Annotated in this window: 23 protein-coding genes and 1 pseudogene; 2 read left to right on the top strand and 22 right to left on the bottom strand. The window is 58.8% G+C overall.

Annotated elements, in window-relative coordinates:
* Positions 1-63 precede the first annotated feature (63 nt).
* The 17 genes and pseudogenes from AC0KVN_RS18845 to AC0KVN_RS18765 form a co-directional block, all read right to left on the bottom strand.
* Entirely contained in the window at positions 64-2,601 is a 2,538-nt protein-coding gene (locus AC0KVN_RS18845; RefSeq protein WP_483656293.1) for a TonB-dependent receptor plug domain-containing protein, read from the bottom strand.
* A gap of 96 nt (positions 2,602-2,697) precedes the next feature.
* The gene (locus AC0KVN_RS18840; protein ID WP_483656292.1) at positions 2,698-3,696 is read right to left on the bottom strand and encodes a FecR family protein; all 999 of its coding nucleotides are present in this window, start codon (positions 3,694-3,696) and stop codon (positions 2,698-2,700) included.
* A complete protein-coding gene (locus AC0KVN_RS18835) occupies positions 3,693-4,517 on the bottom strand; it encodes an RNA polymerase sigma factor (RefSeq protein WP_483656291.1) in 825 nt (274 codons plus the stop codon). Before AC0KVN_RS18835 ends, AC0KVN_RS18840 begins: the two co-directional genes overlap by 4 nt.
* Positions 4,518-4,744: 227 nt before the next feature.
* A pseudogene (locus tag AC0KVN_RS18830) lies at positions 4,745-5,152 on the bottom strand (DDE-type integrase/transposase/recombinase); the annotation flags it as partial.
* Between the two features lie 135 nt (positions 5,153-5,287).
* Complete coding sequence (locus AC0KVN_RS18825; RefSeq protein ID WP_483656290.1) at positions 5,288-5,464, bottom strand: hypothetical protein; 177 nt, start codon at positions 5,462-5,464, stop codon at positions 5,288-5,290.
* Between the two features lie 290 nt (positions 5,465-5,754).
* Entirely contained in the window at positions 5,755-5,934 is a 180-nt protein-coding gene (locus AC0KVN_RS18820) for a hypothetical protein (protein WP_483656289.1), read from the bottom strand.
* Positions 5,935-6,010: 76 nt separating this feature from the next.
* Positions 6,011-6,157 carry a lmo0937 family membrane protein gene (locus AC0KVN_RS18815; protein ID WP_007711003.1) on the bottom strand — a complete coding sequence of 49 codons (147 nt, stop codon included), beginning with the start codon at positions 6,155-6,157 and terminating at the stop codon, positions 6,011-6,013.
* Positions 6,158-6,203: 46 nt separating this feature from the next.
* Complete coding sequence (locus AC0KVN_RS18810) at positions 6,204-6,398, bottom strand: hypothetical protein (RefSeq protein WP_483656288.1); 195 nt, start codon at positions 6,396-6,398, stop codon at positions 6,204-6,206.
* A gap of 107 nt (positions 6,399-6,505) precedes the next feature.
* A complete protein-coding gene (locus tag AC0KVN_RS18805) occupies positions 6,506-6,982 on the bottom strand; it encodes a cupin (RefSeq protein ID WP_483656287.1) in 477 nt (158 codons plus the stop codon).
* A gap of 259 nt (positions 6,983-7,241) precedes the next feature.
* Complete coding sequence (locus tag AC0KVN_RS18800; protein WP_017503458.1) at positions 7,242-7,427, bottom strand: hypothetical protein; 186 nt, start codon at positions 7,425-7,427, stop codon at positions 7,242-7,244.
* 117 nt (positions 7,428-7,544) lie between these two features.
* Positions 7,545-8,609: an AI-2E family transporter gene (locus AC0KVN_RS18795; protein WP_483656286.1), complete on the bottom strand. Its 1,065-nt coding sequence runs from the start codon at positions 8,607-8,609 to the stop codon at positions 7,545-7,547.
* A gap of 113 nt (positions 8,610-8,722) precedes the next feature.
* The gene (locus AC0KVN_RS18790; protein ID WP_483656285.1) at positions 8,723-10,942 is read right to left on the bottom strand and encodes an amylo-alpha-1,6-glucosidase; all 2,220 of its coding nucleotides are present in this window, start codon (positions 10,940-10,942) and stop codon (positions 8,723-8,725) included.
* An 8-nt stretch (positions 10,943-10,950) separates the two neighbouring features.
* Entirely contained in the window at positions 10,951-12,045 is a 1,095-nt protein-coding gene (locus tag AC0KVN_RS18785) for a glycosyltransferase family 4 protein (RefSeq protein ID WP_483656284.1), read from the bottom strand.
* A 158-nt stretch (positions 12,046-12,203) separates the two neighbouring features.
* Positions 12,204-12,404 (bottom strand): hypothetical protein, encoded by a 201-nt coding sequence (locus AC0KVN_RS18780; protein ID WP_483656283.1) that lies wholly within the window; start codon positions 12,402-12,404, stop codon positions 12,204-12,206.
* A gap of 57 nt (positions 12,405-12,461) precedes the next feature.
* A complete protein-coding gene (locus AC0KVN_RS18775) occupies positions 12,462-13,178 on the bottom strand; it encodes a Crp/Fnr family transcriptional regulator (RefSeq protein WP_483656327.1) in 717 nt (238 codons plus the stop codon).
* A gap of 394 nt (positions 13,179-13,572) precedes the next feature.
* Positions 13,573-13,863: a hypothetical protein gene (locus AC0KVN_RS18770; protein ID WP_483656282.1), complete on the bottom strand. Its 291-nt coding sequence runs from the start codon at positions 13,861-13,863 to the stop codon at positions 13,573-13,575.
* A gap of 60 nt (positions 13,864-13,923) precedes the next feature.
* Positions 13,924-14,475 carry a type 1 glutamine amidotransferase domain-containing protein gene (locus AC0KVN_RS18765; RefSeq protein ID WP_483656281.1) on the bottom strand — a complete coding sequence of 184 codons (552 nt, stop codon included), beginning with the start codon at positions 14,473-14,475 and terminating at the stop codon, positions 13,924-13,926.
* A 918-nt stretch (positions 14,476-15,393) separates the two neighbouring features.
* On the opposite strand from AC0KVN_RS18765, the gene AC0KVN_RS18760 reads away from it, so the two are divergent.
* Positions 15,394-16,242: a transglutaminase-like domain-containing protein gene (locus AC0KVN_RS18760; protein WP_483656280.1), complete on the top strand. Its 849-nt coding sequence runs from the start codon at positions 15,394-15,396 to the stop codon at positions 16,240-16,242.
* Positions 16,243-16,396: 154 nt separating this feature from the next.
* On the opposite strand, the gene AC0KVN_RS18755 is transcribed toward AC0KVN_RS18760, so the two are convergent.
* From AC0KVN_RS18755 to AC0KVN_RS18745, 3 genes are read right to left on the bottom strand one after another with little or no spacing between them, the layout of a single operon-like run.
* On the bottom strand, positions 16,397-18,418 hold the full coding sequence (locus tag AC0KVN_RS18755) for a M3 family metallopeptidase (protein ID WP_483656279.1): 2,022 nt from the start codon (positions 18,416-18,418) through the stop codon (positions 16,397-16,399).
* The gene (locus AC0KVN_RS18750; RefSeq protein WP_483656278.1) at positions 18,411-19,226 is read right to left on the bottom strand and encodes a transglutaminase-like domain-containing protein; all 816 of its coding nucleotides are present in this window, start codon (positions 19,224-19,226) and stop codon (positions 18,411-18,413) included. The genes AC0KVN_RS18755 and AC0KVN_RS18750 overlap by 8 nt, the downstream gene beginning before the upstream one ends.
* Positions 19,220-20,170, bottom strand: a complete 951-nt coding sequence (locus AC0KVN_RS18745; RefSeq protein WP_483656277.1) for a transglutaminase family protein — start codon at positions 20,168-20,170, stop codon at positions 19,220-19,222. The genes AC0KVN_RS18750 and AC0KVN_RS18745 overlap by 7 nt, the downstream gene beginning before the upstream one ends.
* Positions 20,171-20,202: 32 nt before the next feature.
* Here AC0KVN_RS18745 and AC0KVN_RS18740 point away from each other — a divergent pair, with 32 nt between their 5' ends.
* Positions 20,203-20,961 carry an N-formylglutamate amidohydrolase gene (locus AC0KVN_RS18740; protein ID WP_483656276.1) on the top strand — a complete coding sequence of 253 codons (759 nt, stop codon included), beginning with the start codon at positions 20,203-20,205 and terminating at the stop codon, positions 20,959-20,961.
* 60 nt (positions 20,962-21,021) lie between these two features.
* On the opposite strand, the gene AC0KVN_RS18735 is transcribed toward AC0KVN_RS18740, so the two are convergent.
* Both AC0KVN_RS18735 and AC0KVN_RS18730 read right to left on the bottom strand, forming a co-directional pair.
* On the bottom strand, positions 21,022-21,315 hold the full coding sequence (locus AC0KVN_RS18735) for a hypothetical protein (RefSeq protein ID WP_483656326.1): 294 nt from the start codon (positions 21,313-21,315) through the stop codon (positions 21,022-21,024).
* A gap of 283 nt (positions 21,316-21,598) precedes the next feature.
* Positions 21,599-22,153 carry an outer membrane protein gene (locus AC0KVN_RS18730; RefSeq protein WP_483656275.1) on the bottom strand — a complete coding sequence of 185 codons (555 nt, stop codon included), beginning with the start codon at positions 22,151-22,153 and terminating at the stop codon, positions 21,599-21,601.
* Positions 22,154-22,314 lie beyond the last annotated feature (161 nt).

Here is a 22,314-nt window from a genome sequence, read left to right as displayed (position 1 = left end):
GCGGCGCCAATCCCAGGCCCAGCACAATCGGCAGGCTGATCCACAGGCGTGCAGCCGTTACCATTACCATGACCGCCGGAGCTGTATGGAAAGGAAGCGCCCGATCGCGGAATAATTGGTGGTATCGAAAGGCGTGTCATAGCCTGAGCCGGTAACAATTACCGGTGGCTTGGCGTTGAAGACATTCTGGATGCTTGCTCCCAGTTCGAACCCGCCTCCCGCCTTGACGAGTGCGGACATGTCGAGCGTCGCGAGACCGCGTATCCGATAGGCCGGGCGCTTTCGGTTATCGACGAGACTGGAACTGAGGTTCGTGAACGCGGACAGGGTGAAATTCGGCCTGATATAACTTGCACCAAACCGACCTTTGAGTTCGGGCGGGTTGAACAAGGTGCCGGACAGGGCGGTCGCTGGCACCGCAGCAAATAATTGCCTTTGGCTATCGACCCAATTGCCGTCGAAACTGAGATCGAACGCTTCGCGCTCGGGATCCCCGATCATGTAGCGCATGGACAGGCTGATGCCCTTGTAGACTTCTCGCGCCATGTTGCGGCTCCGCGCGTCGAGGATCGCAACGACCTGGCCGGGATCATACGTGCCCGTCGTTCCATTCTGCAGGCCGATAGCCGCGCCGTCGATGATCGCCTGTTGAAGCGAGAGGGACGGGGCGAGCGTGACCAGGTTGGCATAGACCGGGTTGTTGAGAGCGCCGACGGCCGATGTCAGCGGCGTCGCGACGCGATCGGTATAGTCGATATGAAAATAGCTGATGACCCCGCTGAACTCGGGATGCTCTACCGGCTTGAATTCAGCTGAAGCCGTCCAGCTTTCCGAACGCTCCGGCTTAAGGTCGGCGTTGGCGCCCTGTAGCGCAATGAAGGTCGAGCTAGCGGGGAAGCCGGTCGCGTATCGTTCCGTCGGGTACAGAACCGCTGAATAGCTCCCGTAGCGCTGATAGAGGGTCGGGAGCCGGAAGGACCGTCCCCAGCTTCCCTTGATCGCCAGACCTTCAACCGGCTCATAGACTATGCCCAGCTTGGGAAGCGCAACCGAGTCGGTCCCGGAATTGGCTTCGTATCGGAATGCACCGGTCAGGCGAAGCGATCGTCCCAGCGCCGAATTCTGGGATGGCGAGAGCAATGGAATCAGCACTTCGGCAAAGCCGAAGCCGTTCTCGCTATGCTCGCTGAAGGCATTGCTGGTAGTGCCGAGCGTCGTCGTATTCAGTTTGATGCCGGTTCTGCGATATCCGCCACCCAAGGCAATACGAACGTCGCCAGCCGGCAAGTCAAAGAGCGGCCCGTCGGCGTTCAGTTCGATCGACTGGGCATCATTGTCATAACGACGGTAGCTTGCCCCGTAGACGTTGCCGCCGGCAAAGATGTCAGAGTGAGACTGCGCCTTGTCCGCACCGAAGGAGGATAGAATATGGGCGTTCCATGACGCGCCGAAATCCACCGACAATGCGGGAGCGATCAGCCAGGACCGTGTGTCCGTCCTGACGGCGGCGCCGCTGCTGGTGTGGGGTTGCCCCCCAAGAAAGCCGGCAATGACATCCTGCCGGCCATCCTTGTACATGAAATCGATATTGGCTTTCAGTCGAGTGCCAATATCCTGGAACAGGCTGATCAGGGCGCTGTCCCGACCGAGCCTGGGATAGAGCGAGGAATCGGTCGCCATGCCCTCGGCGTAGGAGCGGCTCGAAGCCTTGACGTCGGAGTTGGAACTATGGTCGAGGACGGCCAGAATGCCGCCGCCGCTCCATCGCGCACCGGCAGTCAGATTATATTGTTGCTGGAAGTTCCCACCGTCGGTGGATCCACCGACCCTCGCAAGCGCGGTCACGCCCTCATAGTCGCGCTTGAGGATGACATTGACGACGCCGGCAACGGCATCCGCGCCATAAATTGCCGACGCGCCGTCGGTCACGATTTCGATGCGATCCACAGCCGTTGCGGGGATTGCACTGATGTCGACTGCCGAGTTGACACCGGTGTAACTCAGTCTGCTGCCGTTCAATAATGTCAAGGTCGCGTTGGGCCCCAGCCCCAGCAAATTGGGAGACGAGGAGCCGTTGACATTCACATCGGCGTCTCCCTGGCTGGTGCCCACACCCGGATTTTGTCCTCCGCCAAAATTGAGCGGCGAGCTTCTGAGGACTTCACCGAGATCAGCCTGCCCACCGCGCCGCATATCTTCCGCCGTGATGACCCGAACGGGCGCCGATGGCGGCGCGCCGGTGATCCGGCTTCCGGTGACCGTGATGATGTCTTTGGAGCGGTCGCCCGACGACCGAATGATCACGGCGTCCTGCAGGAAGCGTGGCGTGAAGTCCGTATTCTGCAGGAGTTGAAGGATAGCCTGCCTTGGAGGCAGCTTGCCCTGCAGCGACGGCGCGATGATACCCCCGATGCTTTCGGCCGGCATGTAGATTTCCCAACCTGCCCTTGAGGCTATCTCTCGGAGAGATTGCTCGAGCGGCTGCGCCGGCAGGTCGAATGACTGATCCTGCTCTTCTCGCGCCCAGGCTGCAGGAACCGTGATGCTACCGGCAACGCCCAGCATGAGCGCTGCGATCGTCTGAAATGTCTTCCCTGCCATTGTTCCCCCAAAGCGCAATGCCGACACGCCACATCGGCGCGCCTCGGGTGGGTAGTTGACGCCAGAAATCGAACGACCTTAGCCGGCCGCGAAATTTTATCTGTTCCGCAAATGTATGCCGTCTGAGCGCCGGGATGCGACAAGGTCGAAAAGCTCGGCAATCCGTTCGGCAAAACGATCCGTCTCGGTCAACTGAAAGCGTCCTGAAACCAGCAGGTCGCCCAGACTCGGATCATCAAGAATGATGGGGCGGCGGGCATAACGATTGCTGTCCTCGACCAGTCTGCGCAGCGGCACCGAACTATATTCGACCCAACCCTGGGGCCAGTCGCGGTCATCGATCCCGTCGGAGGCAAGCGCAATCGGACGAAAACTGTCTGCGGCATATCCGATCGACTGACCTGCCAAAACGCGTTGCCCGGCTACGATCGCCATCGCCGGTCGAAGCAGGCTCCGCAACTCGACGTCACCCGACAACACGGCGAGTTCGATCTGCCCTTGGCTGTCGAGCCCAACGTCGAAGCGCGCTACCTGGGCAGATACTTCGCCTGGGCCCGCTTCCAGGATGAACGGTCGACTATCCGCCTTGACGGCAATGCGGGCCTTCCCCCCGATCAGCCGGAGCCGCCGCTCCTTGCGGGTCATGGCGATCTCCACACGACTATCGGCATCCAGGGTCAGTTTCGAGCCATCAGCCAGCGCCAGATTCCGGATCTGATGCGGAGGCGCGCGCATCACCGGAGGGCGGCGCATCTGCGCATTGGCCTCCTCACCCCTGCTACCTGACCTGAATGTCGCTCCCAGGGCGATGGCGAGGATCATGGCTGCGGCAATGGCGAGCCCGATCATCCATGTCGGCCGGGACGCATGGTCCTTGCGGCCATGGCGACGGGACATTTTCAACAGCGCAGCGGTTTCAAAATGTCGGCTCGCCCATTCATAGGCTCGGCGGTGCTCTGCCGACTGCTCCAGCCATTTTTCAAGTTCGGCATGGTCCGCGTCATCACCCGCAGCACGCATATGGGAGAACCATGCAATCGCCTGCTCCTCGACAGCTCGACGACGTGCATCATCATCGCGCTCGGTGTCGCTCATTGCCCGGCATCCACGTGGCGGCCGATATGCGCCAGGGCCTTCATCATATGATATTCCACCGTCGCGATGCTGATCTCCAATCGCTCATGGATTTCGCGATAGCTCATCTCGTCCACCCGGTGCATCAGGAATACACGGCGCGTCTTTTCCGGCAGCTGGTCGACGGCATCTTCGTAAAGCCGCAGAAGGTCCGCTGCTTCAAGGTTGAGGCTCTGCTCGGGACCGGACGCGAGATCGCGCTGCTCATCGAGCGGAAAAAACAGGATATTGTTGCGATCTTTCCTGCGGGCGCGATCGATCAGAAGATTGCGGGCGATACGTCGCACGAAGGCGGCAGGGTTGATGAGGCGTCCGGCCTGCTGGCTGCTCGCAGCCCGCACGAAAACTTCCTGGACGAGGTCCGGGGCGATATCCCATCCCGCGCGCCGCCCAAGATAGCGCAGAAGACCAGCCCGCTCCGTCTTGAAAGTCCGTTCCAGATCCTCGGCGGGAGGCGGCAGGTCTTCCGGACAGGGGAGCAGTTCGGACGGACTGTTATGGCAACCCGATGCAACGGACCTGGGCGGGCGATGACAGGGGATAGGGGGTTGGGAAGATACCACGTGCGAAATCCAGGCAACAGCAAAGTGCAGCGGGAACTGCCCCCAACTGTCTGCATTTCCCAGAGCTGTGCCGCTGGCAAGGAAGTCGCTTTGCGACTTCCGAGCGGCCGCCCGTCCGTTAGGGACGGGCGTTCTTAATGCCTGGCAGGGGCGATAATGAAAGGGCGCCAGATGCCCGATCACACCGACAAGGATGGCCGTACCACCGCAATAACGCAAGATGGTCTTGAGGCACGGTGCTCCAATGTTTCAATCGAGTTGCCCGGTGATACAACGGATGGAGCCTAAAGCGGTGTTGAGTGCCTTGCCAGCCGACCGATTGGCGATCAGCAGCACCTCCGGGAGAGAGCTACTGTCTGGACATCACGTGTCTGGACATCACGCGGCATCGCAGTCCGGTATCCCGAGCATCATGTCCAGTTCAGAGGTGAATAGCCTCTAATTTTTTAGACGCCTTCCGCTTTCAAAAACTGCTGCCGTTCAAACTGGGTGGGTGAGAGCATCCCGTTCCTGACCTGCTTGCGCACCGGATTGTAGAATATCTCGTTGTAATCGAACATGTCCTGCCCGGCTTCCTCGCGCGTTTTGCAGGTGCGGCGCCGGATGCGCTCGCGCTTGAGCGACGAGAAGAAGCTCTCGGCCACTGCGTTGTCATGGCAGTTGCCGCGCCGGCTCATCGAATGCTCAAGAAAGTGAGCCCGGATGAAGGCCGCCCAGACCATGCTGGTAAACTGCGAGCCCTGATCCGAATGGATCAGCACCCGCTGTTTCGGCTGGCGCCGCCATACCGCCATGTGCAGCGCCTGCAGCACCGCATCGGTTGTCTGCCGGCTCTGCATCGACCAACCCGCCAAGCTAGCATCCAGTTGACGCCAAGCTTACCAGATCGCCCGAAGCGTTTAGGATGCAACGACAAGCCACTCATATAGATGAGTTCCAACGAAAAACGCCGCCCCGTCTGGGGCGGCGCCTTCTGACCTTGAAGATTGTCAGTCGCCCGTGCCAGGCTTGTCGGTCTTCGGCGGCTTGCCGTCTTCGATCCGCCCCTCATTGCGAAGGTCCCGGCCGTCCTGGGCCTTCTTCTGGCTTTCAGGCGATCTGCCGTGCTCGAAAGCTTCTTCCTTCACGTAACCGGCGGCTTCCTTGGCCTTGCCTTCAATGCTCATGATACTCTCCAATTCTGCCAGGGGCGGATGCCGCCCAACAACAAGATCAATCCCTGGCCAGGCAGGCCGTTCCCGGCCAATCAGCTGACTTTGATCTCGATCAGTACGATTTCGCGAAGAAATTCCAACGTACCGGCATGACTGAGCATGCTTGCCAGGAGGCGAACTTGATGCCACTCGCGGTCTACCGGGACCATGTGCGCATCAATTGCCCGACAACAAGCCAAGCGCGCGATAGCGACGATGCGGATACACACGCCCTTCTAAATTCCATTGCGCGACGGCGTCGCTTAGGCGCGCCTGAGTGCAGTGAACGCAAGCGTCAGAATTGGCCGTGCCCGCTTGGAGGTCCCGCCCGACTGTCCGATTGCAGAAACCGGACTTTGCGACGTGCCGCAGCCACCCATATTCTCCATTCGATCTTCGGCTTTTTCGGCTGTCTTTTCAGCTCGAACATCCTTGTGCAGCATGCCAGTCTTCCTTTGGACCGATCGCGTCCTCTCCGATCGCAATTGGCATGAGTCTTCACGCGCTCGGTCGGGCCGATCAGGCTCGTCGTCCGGTGACGAACTGGTAGACCAGAACAATGACGGCGAGAACCAGGAGGAGATGGATCAGACCACCTCCGATCGGAATGACGAACGCGCCCAGAACCCAGAGAACCAGGATAACGAGAAGAATTGTCCACAACATGTAGGGGCTCCTGTTTATGATTTTGGAGACGTTGACCGGCCGGTCCTTACCGCAGTCCGCGCGCGAGCAGCACCGCAGTCAGCAGCATTGCGCCACCCATTGCGACATATTGCCCGGTAACAGACCGGGTCGGCATATGGTCATCCGAAAGCTGCAGCTCTTCCGCATCCGAAAACATGCCGATCTGCGGCAGCGGGGCGGGTAGCGTCTCAACGAAATGCATGGCGGGGGGAAGGTGCATCGGCTTGGTCTCTCCTTGATGCAATGAACGCCCCAATGTCTGAAATGGTCCATCCTGAGCATCCACTTGTTAAGCGGTATCAGGCCGCAGGCCGGCAGTGATGGCGGCTAAGATGGGCTTCCGGTGACCGGATCATATTTCGGTAAAGCCAGGCTATTGATCCGATCCAGCATCGTCTGGCTGGGCGCGACGCAACATATGTCCCAATTCTGCCCCGCTGGATATGCGCCTACCGCAAGAAAGTCCCGGCTCTGCTCAATTGCGCGATGCCCGGTTCCAGCAGGCAGCAGCAACGCGTCGCCGGCTCTGACCTTGATTTCAAATGCCCTGGCCCCTCCAAGCGCAAGAATGGCATGACCCGATGCCATCCCCAGCACCTCATGTGCGGTAGAGTGATAATGATCATAATCGTAGATCTGATCACGCCATTCGGGCTCCCAGCCATGCCTGTGAAAGCATGCCTCGAAAGTTTCGGCCAGATCCGTCCGCTCTCCTGGCTCCACTTCGATATACAGCTTGACCGGCAGAACGGGATTATCTGGCACCCACCCATTTCGTGGCAAGAGGATCGACTTAGGAACCATGCCTAGTCCCCGATGATATCGAGATGGCGCACCAAAGCTTGGGTGCTGCTTGTTCATGTGGCTGCGACAAATGGCTGCGCTTTCGCGCCGTCAAGGGCACGAACAAGATAGAAAAATGAGCGATGATGCTCATGTCACCAACGCTCCGAACATTGAAAGATATCGGTTGTTAGTCGCTCGGGCGGCGCGAGACCGGAAACAGGATTTCGAACGACCAATGCATGTTGGAGGACGCGGTCGCGCCAGCGACCCGCTCGCTTCAAAGAGCCATCTCGACGATATCCAGGCGATTGTCCTGCGCGTAGATCATCGCGGCCTGCAGGGCATCCATGCGAGAAGCATAGCCCCCATTTTCGAGATTGAGGACTGGATCTCCCACCCGCCCACTCTCGGCACTGACATGCCAGCGGCCCTTCTCCTGCCTGATCGCAACATATTTGAACATGATCGAAGACCTTGAATGCGGCGCCTGTGGTCCGCCGACAATGCGGCAATCGCCTGATCGTTCCACCAGTGCGATTTCGTGGTTCCGGGCACTTTCCGCGGACTGCCAATCCACGCTTCAGTCGCACGTGGAAGCGCCTTTCTGCTCTGACAATATATCCCATCCCGTGAGGAAGAATGCCGCAGCGATCGGCCCCACCACGATGCCGCTAAGGCCAAGCGTCTCGATTCCGCCCAGAGTCGTCACCAATATGAGCCAGTCCGGCAGCCCGGTATCCCGACCAACGAGCATTGGCCGCAGGAGATTGTCGACAAGACCGATCACAAAGACGCCTGAAGCGATCACGGTGATGGCCTGCCAAAGATCGCCCGTCGCAAGCAGATAGGTCGCCACAGGAAGCCATATTATCGCAGGCCCGATCGCTGGCAGCAGGGCGGCGATTGCCATCAGCACCCCCCATAAGAGGGCGGCCGGCATGCCGACTATCCAGAAAGTAGCGGCGCCCAGAAAGCCTTGCGCCAGGGCAACGATTCCCGATCCCTTAATCGTCGCTCGAACAACGATCACGAAGCGCGCTGCGATCCGATGGGATATGGCGTGTTCGAGAGGTAATCTCTTGATGATCTGGGGTGCTAGCGCCTCCCCATCGCGCAGGAGAAAGAAGCTCACATAGAGCCCCACACCGAAGGAGAGTACGAAAGCAGCAGCATCCGCGCCGATCGTCAGAGCGCGTTGCGTCAACATGCTGCCGCTGGCGCTCAACGCCTGAGAAATTTTTGCCTGCGCCCGTTCGAACGTACCAAAGCCGGCATTCTCGACCCAATGTTGCATGCGCATCGGCAAGGCAGCATGAACCTGACCAAAATAGGTTGCGAAGTCGATCTGGCCGCTTCTGATCTTTGCGTAAACGCCGCTCGCCTGCTCGACAACGAGACTTCCGATGATCAGGGCCGGCATGATGACGGCAATGATGATGATGAGCAGCGTCAGCGCTGCCGCCAGATTACGTCGTCCGCGACAATCGATCAGAATATGCCTGTAAAGCGGCTGAAACAGCAAGGCTGCCAAAGCCGCCCATAGCAATGCCGAGATGAAACCGGAAATGATCAGACCAAGTCCGACCGTCGAGACAGCGATGAAGAGGATCAATCCTCCATTGTCGATACGCTCGCGTGATATCATTCAAATTCCGATCGCTCATAACTGACATGCGCAGTCCGGCTGGCGCCTTGTACGGGGGAGAAAATCCGCCTCTGCCATCCGGCTCGTCTCTGCGCCTCGGGCAGACAGGATGATCACGCTATGGTGACGATCCTTACCCGACTGTCACGATGCTGCGGCTTGACGACCGCCGTATCTCCGAGGCGGTCGAGCATGATATCCGCCTCTCCCGCCCCCAATGGCAGCGACGCGATGAAAAGACTGTCGAGAAATGTCGGCAAGGTCGGTTGGCGGAAGATGATTTCGTTGGACGACACATCGAACCCCAGTCCCAGACTGGCTTGAATGAGCGACAGGGGAGCCGCTGCCGACCAGGCCTGCGGACTGCAGGCGACCGGATAGAAGGTCGGGCCCTGCGAACGCCGCCGCGGGAAACCACAAAACAGCTCCGGCAGGCGCAGGAGATCAACATAGGTTGCAGCGGCAAAGAGGCCTTCGAAAATCTGCGACGCCTGACGCTGAAAGCCATATCGCGAAAAGCCCGCGGCGATCAGCGCATTGTCATGCGGCCAGATCGACCCATTATGATAGCTCATGGGATTATAGCGCTTCTCGGTCGACGCTATCGTCCTCACACCCCAGCCGGAAAATGAGGCGGGTGCCATCAATGTTGCCACAACCATGGGTGCGCGCTCTGATCGGGCCAGACCAGTGTAAAGAACATGGCCTGCGTTGGAGGAGCGAATGCGACAGGGCTGCTTCTGCCCGTCGAGCGCGAGCACATATGTGCCCAGTTCCGCGTCGAAGAAAGTCGCGTCGAAACGATCCTGCAGATCGACGGCCCGGGCAAGATAGGCTTCCGAGCGATCCAAATCCCCTTTTGCACGATAAATGCTGCTCGCCGCCTGCCACGCGCCATAAACATAGGCTTGAACTTCGGCGAGAGCGATCGGGCCTTTGGCGATACTGCCATCAGCATGGAATATGGAATCATGGCTGTCTTTCCAGCCCTGATTCTGCAGGCCCTGATCCGTCATTCGTCCATATTCAACGAAGCCGTCGCCATCGCGATCGCCATGATTGTCGATCCACTGCAATGCAGACTCGATATTGGGTAATATTCTGGCGAGAAACTGAAGGTCTCCTGTGCGTTCCAGATATGCACCGGCCAGCATGACGAAAAGCGGGGTGGAATCGATGCTACCATAATAATGGCGGAAAGGGACTTCACCCAGTTCGGCCATTTCGCCATGACGCACTTCATGCAGGATTTTACCTGGCTCGGCATCGGCGGCTGGATCGAAATGCGTCGCTTGGTGCGCGGCGAGATATCCCAGCACGCCTCGGCTGATAGCCGGGTCCATCCAGATCGTCTGGAGTGCGGTTATCAGTGCATCCCTGCCGAAAACCGTGCTGAACCAGGGAATGCCTGCATAGGGATATGGCCCATATTCCGTATCGGTGGAGAGCATCGAGATATCGGATACCGAACGTCGCGCCACAGCGTCGAAGAGGTCATTGGACGATCGCATCGACGCGCCGCGGCGGCGCGAAACCTGAAGCGCACGCATGGCCTCGCGCAGGGATTTGAGGAACAGCTTGGGCAAGGGCTGATCAACTTCGCTCACATGTTCGCAGGCAACACGTGCGAACAATGTGCATCGACCGCCGGGAGCAACAGAGACATCGAATAGCGCCTGCTCTGCCGTCAGCTGCGCTGGCGCGGGATCAAAATGGAGATGTGTCGACCGCTCGAGGCCATCACGCCCCTTATATCCCAGCAGGACATCGGCCTCTGCGACCTTGGGCTCGTGCATGGTACCACGGCGCAATCTTGTCATGCCCCGTATCTCGAACAGATCCGCGAAATCGGAAGCGAAGGAGAGGCCCACGGATACCCGGCGCTCAGCAATGTCAAAATTGCGCACGATGATCCGTTCGTAGATCGCGCCGTCCCACAGGAAGCGGCTGCGACGCAGATGGATCAGATCATGCTCCACCTCGACGCGGCCGTCTGATCCGAGGAAATCCGGGTTAGCCAGATCGCAGGTCAACATCGCATTGTCGTCGCGTAGCGCCGAACTCAGCAGTATCGGACGCATGCCGTTGACCGTGAGATAAAGGTGCGAAAGGTGGCGCGTATCGCGATGATAGAAACCCTCGGGACTGCCGGGCCCGGATATGGCATCGCCGCTATGGTCAAAGACAGCAAAGCTGTCTCCATGCTTGAGTGTGCGTGGCCGACGCTCGTGCAATGAAGCGGTAGCAGGAATGAAGAACTGGGTCTGCGCCTGTGACAGCGCCTGTCCTCCTGCAATACCAGGCATCCCTGGCTGCGGTTGGGTCAGCGACATGGCGACTCCTATGCGACGATCTGCAATTCCGACTCCTCGCCGCGCTGGCGACGCAGCCAGGCGGCATCCGTACGGGCGCCCGGCAGCCTGTGATATAATGCGGCATAGTCTGCGGCCATCCTGCCAGCCGTGAACCGTGCGTCGAACGCGCCACGCACCCTTGCGCGCTCAAGATGACGAAGTTGGCCCACCGCTTCGACCGCCTGATCCTCGCTGTCCACGATGAAACCCGAGCGCCCATGTTCGATGATCTCGGGCACCGATCCGCATCGGAACGCAATGACCGGTGTTCCGCAAGCCATTGCTTCGATCATTACAAGACCGAAAGGCTCGGGCCAGTCGATCGGGAAGAGCAAGGCCCTTGCACCCCCGAGAAAATCCGCTTTCTGCTGTTCGTTGATCTCGCCGATAAAGCGAATATTGGGATAGAGTTTGATGAGGGGCGCGATCTCCTCTTCCCAATAACCCCTATCAACAGCATCGATCTTTGCGGCAATTCGCAGTTCGATGCCGGCCCGGGCTGCGATGCGAATGGCGCGGTCTGGTCTTTTCTCGGGTGAAATGCGCCCGAGGAAGGCGAGATACCCCTCATCGGCGCCGAGACTGGGCTGTAGCAGATCGACCGGCAGACCATGGTAGATGGTCGCACCCCAATTGACCGGTGGCATGGGTTGGCGTTGATGATCGGAAATCGATACGAGGCAGTGATCGCCAAAACACCGGTAGAAGGGCGGCAGATCGGGAAGGTCGAGTCGACCATGTAACGTCGTGACGGTACGTCCGATAAAATCCTGGATCATGGGCAGATGCAGCAGATCGATATGGAAGTGGAGCGCATCAAACTCGTCCGCCCTTTGCCTCACCGCATCTAGCATCATCATATGATAAGGTATGGTGTCGACGATACCCGGGGTCAGTCGCAGCGCCGCCGGCGTAATCGGAACAAGCTCGGCCGATGTCTGCGAATCGCCGCTCGCGAACAAGGTTACTTCATGCCCCTGATGCACTAAGGCCTCGGTGAGATAGGAGACAATCCGTTCGGTACCCCCATAAAGCTTGGGCGGCACACTTTCAGCAAGGGGAGCGATTTGAGCGATCTTCATGCGGCTATCCTCTACCGGAGATAGGCCTCGTTCATCCCCCTGCGCACGAGCCGCAAAGTAAAACCGCGCAAATGCCTAAAGTTGCATCGCAGCAACAATAAAATACAAGGCAACACCGAAATGATTTCGAGTATTGATCTAGATCAATCGAGACGTTTTCACTCCTCTGGAAAATCCTTGTCCTCACCTGCGGCCATTTGCTCACGCGCTATTTCAGCGGCACGCAGAAGGGAAAGACCCGTCCCCTCTGCTGCATTTGCAGTCAGCGTTATTGCAATACCGTTCGGACCATCCAGCATGATCAATCCGGCGTAGGCTGAGGCAATACCGGCTTCTTCATGAATACCCGGGGTAGGCATAACGGCTCTGCTCCTTCTCAAGGACACAAGAACGATATGCTAGCAGTGGCGGTTCCGTCAGTTCTGCTCGTCGAGGAACAGGTAGGCAGGATCAAATTCACCCAACCGCGCCAGACCTCTCAGATCAAGGATCTCAACATCATGGCGGTGGATCGCCAGGAGGTTGCGATCTCTGAGTTCACGCAGCATCCGGTTCATATGAACCGGTGTTATCCCGCAGGCCTCTCCCAGGTCGGTCTGGGTCATCGGGAGGGTGAAATGTGCCCCATCACTTCGCCCGATCGCGCGCAATTTCGCTTCGATTTCGCAGAAGAAGTGGCTGACCCGGGCAACCGCGTCGAGACGACCAAGGCGAAATATCCATTCGCGATGCATGGCGGCATCGAGAAGCGTGCTGAACCACAATAATTTTGTGAGTGCCGGGCGCGTCGCGACAAGATGATCGAGCGCAACATGAGGCACCAAAGCCACTCGACAGGCGGTCAGGGTGGCAAGGTCATGATCAAGATGCCCCAGCGGGTAGCCATGAAGATCGACAAAATCGCCTGCCACATGGACTGCCACCAGCTGCCGGTCTCCCTGTCGGTCGTCCATGTATCGGCACATGACGCCTTCGATGAGATAGGTGCTCATGGTGACTTTTTGGTCGCGAGATATGAAGGTCTTGCGGGCAGGCAAGGTCCTCAGATCGGTCACCATAGCCTCAAGTTCGCCAAGGTCGTGGGCACTCAGCAACTCACGCCTGCGACCGCGCAGAAAGTCGGCAAACACCATCATCATATCCAGCATTACAAAATGGATGGTCAACGCAATCGCACATCACCAATGCAGGGTCGAGCGCAAAGGATCCCTCGAACTTCGTGTCCATGATCCTGTCGACATCCGCGCGGATGAGATCGGACAGTGCCAGGTTCACAAGCAGTAAGGGTAACCGGTTCGCGATCAGTCAAAGGGTGCAGCAATCAATGAACTAAAAACCCTGCATCTTTCGATGCAGGGCTAGGGGGGCCGCAAATCAATGACTTGCCAAACAATAACCTGTGAAGGCCCGCTTTGTATCCACGGATATATCCTGTACCATGATATTTCCGTGGATACACGCAATCGACGTCAGACCTTCTGATTTCGATCGCTCTGCCAGTCCATCCGAAATCCAACAGGCAACATATCAGAAGTCGTTTGAATTATCCGTGTCAGTGCGCTTTCGCGTCTGCTTGTAGCTGACCGCAGGGCTGTTCGTCGCCATGGACGGCTTGGTCTTGCAGGCAGGTTGCGCGGTTTGCGCCACCGTTTTCTCGAAGGTCCGCTTGAGGAGCCACCCCACTGCGAAAGTGACCGTCGCTGTGACGGCGGCACGTGCTGCGGTTTCCGCGATCCCGATCTTCACCGCATCCTGCATCGCCTCATCACGAGACTTGCCGAACGCCCGGTTCTGCTTGGCTTTCTTAGGAAAAATCATCGACCCTTACCCTCTTGAAATATTGGCGGCGGCCACATTGCCGCCCATTCTCGAACCCATTCAGCGCGATGGCGCATCTGCAAATGCGTCCACGAGCGCAGCACAAAATGCCGGCAGGTCGTCAGGACTGCGACTGGTGATACATTGGCCATCAATCACGACTTCCTGATCTACCCAGCGGCCGCCGGCATTTTCGATGTCGGTCTTGATCGAGGGGAAGGAGGTGAGCGAATGACCATTGGCAATCCCGGCTTCAATCAGAAGCCAGGGCGCGTGACAGATCGCGCCAATTGGTTTTCCACCATCGAAAATGGCCTTAACGAAGGCAATCGCGCCGCGGCTGGCCCGCAATTTGTCGGCCCCCACGCTGCCGCCGGGAATGACCAGGCCATCGAAACATGCTGGATCCGCCTCGGAAAAATTCATGTCGACGGCATATTCGCCGCCTGGATCGAGATCATGAACATTTGTCTGTGCCTGGCCAGATTGAAGGCCAATCACCTGGACGCGCGCTCCGGCCTCCTTGAGGGCGTTCATGGGCTCCACAAATTCGACTTCTTCCGTACCGCGCGGAGCGATGAGAAGAGCGATCGTACGGCCGCTGAGCGACATGGCGACTCCTTTGGAATAAATTTCTGTAGGTGTGCGGATGACCAGTCAACGGCCAGAAGCGTCGCAGGATCCGATCGCCGCAAACATAAGGCTTATGCTGCCAGACACCTGGGCAATTGGCTACTTGCGCCCATGGAGAATGACCGCGAACCGCGGCGGCCCGAGCGTAACTGCAGCTGGCTAGCTCCTGTGCTCGACGCCCTCACATACGCCTTGCGGCACCGCGAACAGGAAAAAGCCGGAACCACGTCGCTCCAACGGAGATTGGAGAGGTTATGGAGACGTGAGAGGAACGATCATGTGGATATTCGTCCTGGCTATCGCGACGATGGCACAACCGCAAACCACGACGACACAGGCAAATGGTCACCATGCGGATGACGAGCGACGCTTGGAAACCGAGCGTCCCAGGAACAGGCCGGTTCACAGCCAAGAAGGATCGCAGCGTGCCGATGCACCGCCGGTTCAACGGACGGGACCTGCAGAAAATAGGGACGCTGATGGAGCCTTGATGCCCGGCGCGCCAGGGACGAAAAATCCGGCCATTCCCGACGACTGAGCGCCCCTCTTTTCCAAGGGTGGCTCCTTCAGACTGATCGCCAGGCGCAGCCTCGAGCCGACGCCGCCCCCCCGGCGAGATATTGTGCGGCGTTGGCATGATCAGGGGCTGGTCGGGCGATGAGATCGCGGAAGCGAGAAGCGACCCGATATTGCATGCGGATGATCAAGATCTCTTGCCCGTCAGGATAGCCGCTTGATCCCTCGTGGAGCTGCGGGCGGAAGATGGTTACTCTACAATGAAGGCTGGGAAGCGCGCAATGGCGAACCATATTTGTCGAAACAGCTCCTGGCGAAGAAACTATCGGCTGGGTTGCGACTTTGCACTTCAAGATCGCGTCTCGAATTTGAAAGTCACATATGCTCATTCGTGCTGGCTATGAACTGGTTCTGGAAACGGGCGCTCCTACGCCATTGATTTCCCTCCTCACGATCCGGCCGTCCAGATTTCCCGATCTTCGAACGCCTCACAGGATCAGGACGAGCGCCCCGATCCCGACCCATGATTACCGCGACACGTTCGGCAACATTTGCACTCGCATGACCCTGCCGGCAGGCCGTACCACTCTGTCATGCGATTTCACGATTGCCGATAGCGGCGTACATGATCGTCAGATTCCATCGGCAATCCAGCATGAAGTCCGGGATCTGCCCTCGGATGTCCTAATCTATCTCATGGGCAGTCGCTATTGCGAGACCGATCTCCTCTGCCAGAAAGCCTGGTATCATTTCGGTCATATCGCGCCGGGATGGGAGCGGGTGCAGTCCATCGTCGATTTCGTGCATCAGCATCTGACCTATGGCTATCGATATGCGCGGTGCACCAGGACCGCCTGGGAAGCATATAATGAGCGGGTCGGCGTATGCAGGGACTTTGCCCATCTTGCGGTGGCCTTGTGCCGGTGCATGAATATTCCTGCACGCTACTGCAGCGGATATCTTGGCGATATCGGCGTCGATCCAGTTGATGTCCCGATGGACTTCCATGCCTGGTTCGAGGCGTATCTCGGTGGAGAGTGGCACAGTTTCGACGCAAGGCATCGCATCCCCCGCATAGGGCGAATCCTGATGGCGTGCGGACGGGACGCCGCCGATACCGCTTTGACAACGGCGTTCGGATCGATGCGCCTGGCCGCCTTCAAAGTCCATACCGATGAGGTAATGCAGGCCGGGCAGGATATGGCCACTCCGCTGACCATTGCCGCCTGACAAGAGGTCTGCTGCCATTGCTTGGGCGCAGCAGGCACGCGCCTGCGTGGCCTATATGTTCGCGGTAGATTGCGTTGTGCAGGACGATGGACGGGAAGGCGCGTTACAGCCTCAACTGGCGATCGCCTTCTGACGGAATGGCCATCTGGGTCGTTCAAGCATCGAGAAGATGCCTTGCTCGCATCAAAGCCGTTCCGTCGGGTGCACGCCCCAGGAAGGCCTGGAAAGAAGCCATGGGATCCCGACTGTTTCCTGTAGCGAGTATCTCGTCGCGGAATTGCGACGCGAGCCTGGGGTCAAATATATCACCTGCTTCGACAAATTTCTCGAAAGCATCGGCATCCAATGCCTCGGACCAGGCATAACTATAATAGGCTGCTGAATAGCCGCCATCGAAGATATGGGTAAAATAAGGAAAGCGGTGGCGCAGTCCGACATCGGATGGCATTCCCAGCGCGTCAAGCTCCGCCGCAACAATCGCGCGCGGATCCAACTGGGCCTCCGATTTCTGGTGGACGGCAAGGTCGATTAATGCACAACCGATCAATTCTACGGTCGCAAAACCCTGGCCGTAAGCCTCCGCCTCGCGAATGGCAGAGATTAGATCCTCCGGCATTCCAAGACCTGCAAGCACCTGCCGGCTCACAATCCAGTTTTCCATGAATTTGCTGGGAAACTCTACGAAGTCGCGAGCAACAGCCGTTCCGGACTGACTGGGGTAGGTAACGCTCGAGAGGAGCCCGTGCAATGCATGGCCGAATTCATGAAACAGGGTGCGTGCCTCATCAATCGATAGACGGGTCGCCCCTTGGTCGGGTGGCGGAGCAGGGGCGAAATTGGCAACAAGATAGACGATCGGGCGCACGTCACCATCCATCTCCTCTTGCACCCGAAGGCTTCCCATCCAGGCGCCACCATGTTTTTCCGGTCGGGCCAGATAGTCGGTGAAGAGCAGGCCCACTGCGCTCCCGTCGCCGTCCGTCACCTCCCAAGCCCAGACATCCGGGTGGTAACCTTCTATGTCCGCTCGCCTGGTGAAGCGGAGGCCGTAAAGTCGGCTGGCTGTATCGAACGCTGCCTGTCGCACCGCATCAAGCCGCAAATGCTCTGCAGCCGCAGCCGCATCGAGCGCGTAACGCGCGCGCCGCACCTGCTCCGCGTAAAAACGCCAGTCCCAAGGCGCGAGACGGAAATCGCCGCCCTCCCCATCAATCAACTTCTGCAATTCTGCCGCTTCTTCCGCTGCGCGGCGTTTTCCCGGCGCCCACAGTTGGCGCATCAGCGCGCTCGCCGCTGCAGGATCATGCGCCATGCTGTCGGCAAGCGCGTAATGCGCATGGTCGGCATAACCTAGCAGGGCGGCCCGTTCCCTGCGCAACGCCAGGATTTCCGCAATGACCGACCAATTATCATATTCATCACCGTCGCAACGCGAGGTGAAGGCCCGCCATAGGGCTTCGCGTAGATCGCGCCTTCTCGAGAAGGTCAGAAATGCCTCCAGGTCGGTGCGATCAAGCGTTATATGATAGCGGCCCTCGTGCCCCTTTGCTGCTGCTCGCGCCGCGGCCGCCTCGCATATTGCGGGGGGTAAGCCCTCAAGCTCATTCTGCTCCAGATCGAGCACCCATGCGCTTGTGGCGGCAAGCACATTCTGCCCGAATTGAACCGATAGGGCAAACAGGCGAGCCTCGATGGCGGCAAAGCGTTGCTTACCAGCCCTCGTCAGTGCCGCACCGCCTTTCAGGAAGCTTGCATAGCTGTCCTCCACGAGCCGGACCTGTTCCGGTGTCAGGCCGCTCTCGTGCCGTGAAGCATGAACGGCGAAGATGCGCGCTACCAACTGATCATTATGGCTGATGGCAACGGCATGCGCGCTCAGACGAGCCGAAATTTCCGCCTCCACCTCACGGATGGTCGACGTGCCCCTTGCCGAGGATAGAGCCCAGAACAACCGGCGGACGCGCGCGAGCGGCTCGCCTGACCGCTCCAGCGCAGCGATCGTGTTTTCAAAGGTAGCAGGCGCGCTCTGCTCACAAATCGCATCAAGTTCAGCTTCATGCCAGGCGATGGCGGTGATGACTGCAGGAAGAAACTGCTCATCCCGTATGCGCGCAAAAGGCGGCGCGCCGAGCGGACCAGTCCAGCGTTGCAGGAGCGGATCGTCTGGCTCAGTCAAGGGAGGTCACTTCCTGAGTATGCACCTGAAATCGCACCAGCTTCGCCGGCCCAAAGGCCGTCGTCAAGGCTACGTCGGTGGCGTCGCGCCCCCGGGCCATCAGGATCCGGCCGATGCGCGGGCGATTGTGCCGCGCGTCATATGTGTACCAGGCGCCGTTGATATAGACATCGAACCACGCGCTAAAATCCATCGGAGCATCTACCGGCGGCACGCCGATGTCTCCCAGATAGCCGGTACAATATCGTGCTGGGATGTTCATGCAGCGGCACAAGGCTATTGCGAGATGGGCGAAGTCACGACACACGCCCTTTCGCTCCTGATAGCCATTCCAGGCCGTCTTGTCGGCGCGGGCATGCTGATAGCCAAATTCGATATGGCAGTGCACGAAATCCACGATTGCCTCGACACGTTCTCTGGCACCAGCCAGATGACCAAATTGAGCCCATGCGACATCCATCAAACGGTCTGTCTCGCAATAGCGGCTGCCCAGCAGAAAAGGCATGACGGCATCTGGAAGTTCTTCGACTGGCAACTGAGCACCGCTGGGCGATCTGTCGTCGGGATCACCGCTGTCTTCAATCACGAAGTCACAAGACAAGCGGACGTTGCCCGGCGGGATGGTGAGCCGGGTGGCGACATTGCCGAACCCATCCTCGAACTGATAAAGTGGAATGTCAGGACTCGCTATCAGCCGCTGGGGCGTTCGTAGATCCTGGTGACGCGAAGGATGCAGGCTGAGCAAGGCCATCATCGCCGTCCGTCTTTCGGTCGAAAACTCAATATCGTAGCCGCACCGGATCAGCATGTCGGATTCTTTTCTTGATTGCCGGCACACCGGCTGTTGATGGCGCCATGGCCAGAGAGAGGAAACAGGTCCGGATCAGCACGCCGGACGTTGACCGTCACGTCCATCCCCAGGAAGCTGGCAGGCAAACCGAACCAGGTGCCTGACAGCGGCAGCGCTTGATACGGGTCGCGCGCGATCGCTACGCGGATCAGGCCGCGATTGCCGATGATGCCATTTGTCGGATCGAACTCCACCCAACCAGATCCGGGCAGGAAGATGCGGACCCATGCGTGGGTGTTGCCGCCGCCGACCAGCCCTTCGCTGCGCGACGGATTATAGACATAGCCCGACACGAAGCGGGCGGCGAAACCCAGCGCCCGCACAGCCTCGATCATCAGCACGGCGAAATCGCGACAGGTCCCCTGCCGCTTGCGCAACGTCTCCATGGGCGACTGCGTGCCTTTTTCATGTCGTGGGACATAGGTGAAGTCACGCTGGATGCCTGTCGCGATCCGGGTCAGGAGATCGACAGTCGCGGTATCACCATGATTGCTGACGAAACCTCGGACCCAATTGTCGACGATCCGCTCGGAATCGAGATGGTTGCGTTCGATCGAACGCAGCAGATCGGGCATGTCTTCCGACGAATATGTGAAGGGGAACAGCCGGGCATAGGGTTCGACGGCGACCTGCTGCTGCGTCAAGGGCGCATGTTCAAGCGTGACCTCGCTCGTGACGATCAAATGCGATGTGCGTTTGTCGAACAGAGCAATTGCCACGGAATTTCCGAAGACGTCATGCAGCCAGCGCAATTCGGCAGGTGCGGGATCGATATCGAGCCGCGCCCGGAGCAGTCGCTGGTCGAAGGCCTCGCGCGGCCGCATCATGATGCGATGTTCGCCCAGCGACACAGGTTGCTGATAGCGATAAGTCGTCACATGTTCGATTGTCAGCAACGGCATGAAAGGAAATTCCCGATGGTCAGGGAGAGACCGTGAATCTGCTGGGTCCAGGCGATCCTGCGCCGTCCACCATCGTCAACGCTGAGGGCTGCTCCCCGTTCCTCCTGACCGGAGATCATGCAGGGCTGGCAATTCCTTCGGCCCTGGCTGATCTCGGCGTAGGCCCGGCCGATTGGTCTCGGCATATCGCAATCGACATAGGCGTGAGAGAAATGGGCCTGGAACTGGCGCGCCTCCTCGATGCCCCTTTCATCTTCCAGAATTATTCGCGATTGGTGATCGACTGTAATCGCGATCCCGCGCGCGACGACGCGATACCTGCGTCTTCCGATGGGACCGATATCGGTGGCAATCAGGGTTTGATTGAAACCGACAGGCTGGCGCGTGTCACCTCAATCCATGCTCCATATCATGCCGGCATTTCAGAAATGATCTCTGCTCGGTTGGCAGCGGGGCAGGAGACAATCCTGCTCGCGCTCCATAGTTTCACCCCGATACTGGACGAGATCAGGCGCCCTTGGTCGGTGGGCGTCTTGCACGCCGCCGGCCGGATCGATTTTGCGACCTGCCTGCTGGACGCGCTGCGCCGGTTGCCGATCGAGGTCGGCGACAATGCTCCCTATGCCATGGATGAAACCGATTACAGCATGCCCTTCCACGCCCTTTCAAATGATCTTCGCTACGCTGAAATCGAGGTCAGGCAGGACCTTATTTCCCAAGGCGAGGGGCAATCCTTCTGGGCGGCGCAACTGCGCGATGCGATGGAAGAAGCCTGGCAGCGGCTCACATAGAATATGCTGACACAATTGTGAGCGCATCGCCTCGCGCTGTTCAAGAGAAGTCATAGGCCATCAGGCGTTGACGGCGACCAGAAGACACTGTTCCTGCCCCAAAGCCGCTTCGTCCGACATTGTTACGATGCCCCGCCACCACTCGATGGCCGGACTGCGGAACATGGCAAGGCCACCCGTTCTGGGGCGTGCATTCCAATGCACGCCGTCAAACGCATAACGCCAATAGGAATCGCAGTTAAGCGGTACATGCCAGAATGCCGGCTCTTCGTTCACGCTGCCTGCGTGCAGAATACGAAGTTCGCTCGGCACATCTCGACGGCTGCCATCGGGAAAGCGAACCTCAATCGTCACGCGCAAGCCTCCAAAATCCTGCAACGAGTGCAGTAGCCCACGCAAAACGCCTTGGTGTTCAACGGGTTCACGGTGCGGGAAGATAATCTCCACATCAAGTGGATCAGCCCAGCACATTCTGGCTGAACGGGAGAACGGGCTCGCTGTAGTTGCCCGCTCTACCCCATGGCAGCGGCCATCTTCCACTCAAGGCGAATGCGGCCCACAAGCGGCTATGCGATCGGCCTTTGCGTCCTGGGGGAAGGCCATGTCTTACTCCTTCCCCTGGAACTGTGTGGTAATTTCAGAAGTGGAAAATGACGCCAGCCATGGGACGGAAACTGTCCCAATCATAGGTGTCGACCTGCACGCGCAGGCGCACGCCGCTGCTGCCAGTGACACCGCCGAGGCCGATCTCCTTTGGCCCCACTTCGACACCCGCGCCGTACATCCAGTCCTTCTCGTCGGGCCAGCCGCCTTTGCCATTGACCCACTGATAGCCGGCCGAGGCGTAGATCAAACCGCTCTCGCCTGCGCGGGCGCCTACACGGCCCTTCACGCCATATTCCCAATCGATGTCGCTAAAGCCCTTCGAGGCGTTTCCTTCCACCCCGACGAACACAGGCCCGAGCGGCACATTCACGCCCGCGATGCCGCTGATCAGGGCGCCGTTCATGATCGTCTCGCCCGGAACGCTGCCGAACTCGGTGCCGCGGTCGAAAGTGTGATAACCGCCGAGAATGCCGACATAGGGTTCGATACCGAAGGCTTTGCTGCCATCGGGTGCGGTGTCGTCCTGGGCCATGGCCGCAGTCGGCAGTGCCAGGCAGCCCAGCAATGGGAGAATGATCTTATTCATGATGTACGTCCCTGTTTGATTATTTCCACGAGGCTCAAACTAAAGGGCATGCACCGGGGTTGCCGCATGCGAAAACAATAATGCTGATGTTGCAATTTTGACACTACCAGAGCGCCATAGCTAAGGTCTATTAAGGCAGAAGGCGTAGATGGTAGAGCATT

Source organism: Sphingobium sp. SG1 (assembly GCF_057063145.1).
This window is presented reverse-complemented; position numbering and strand designations above follow the sequence as displayed.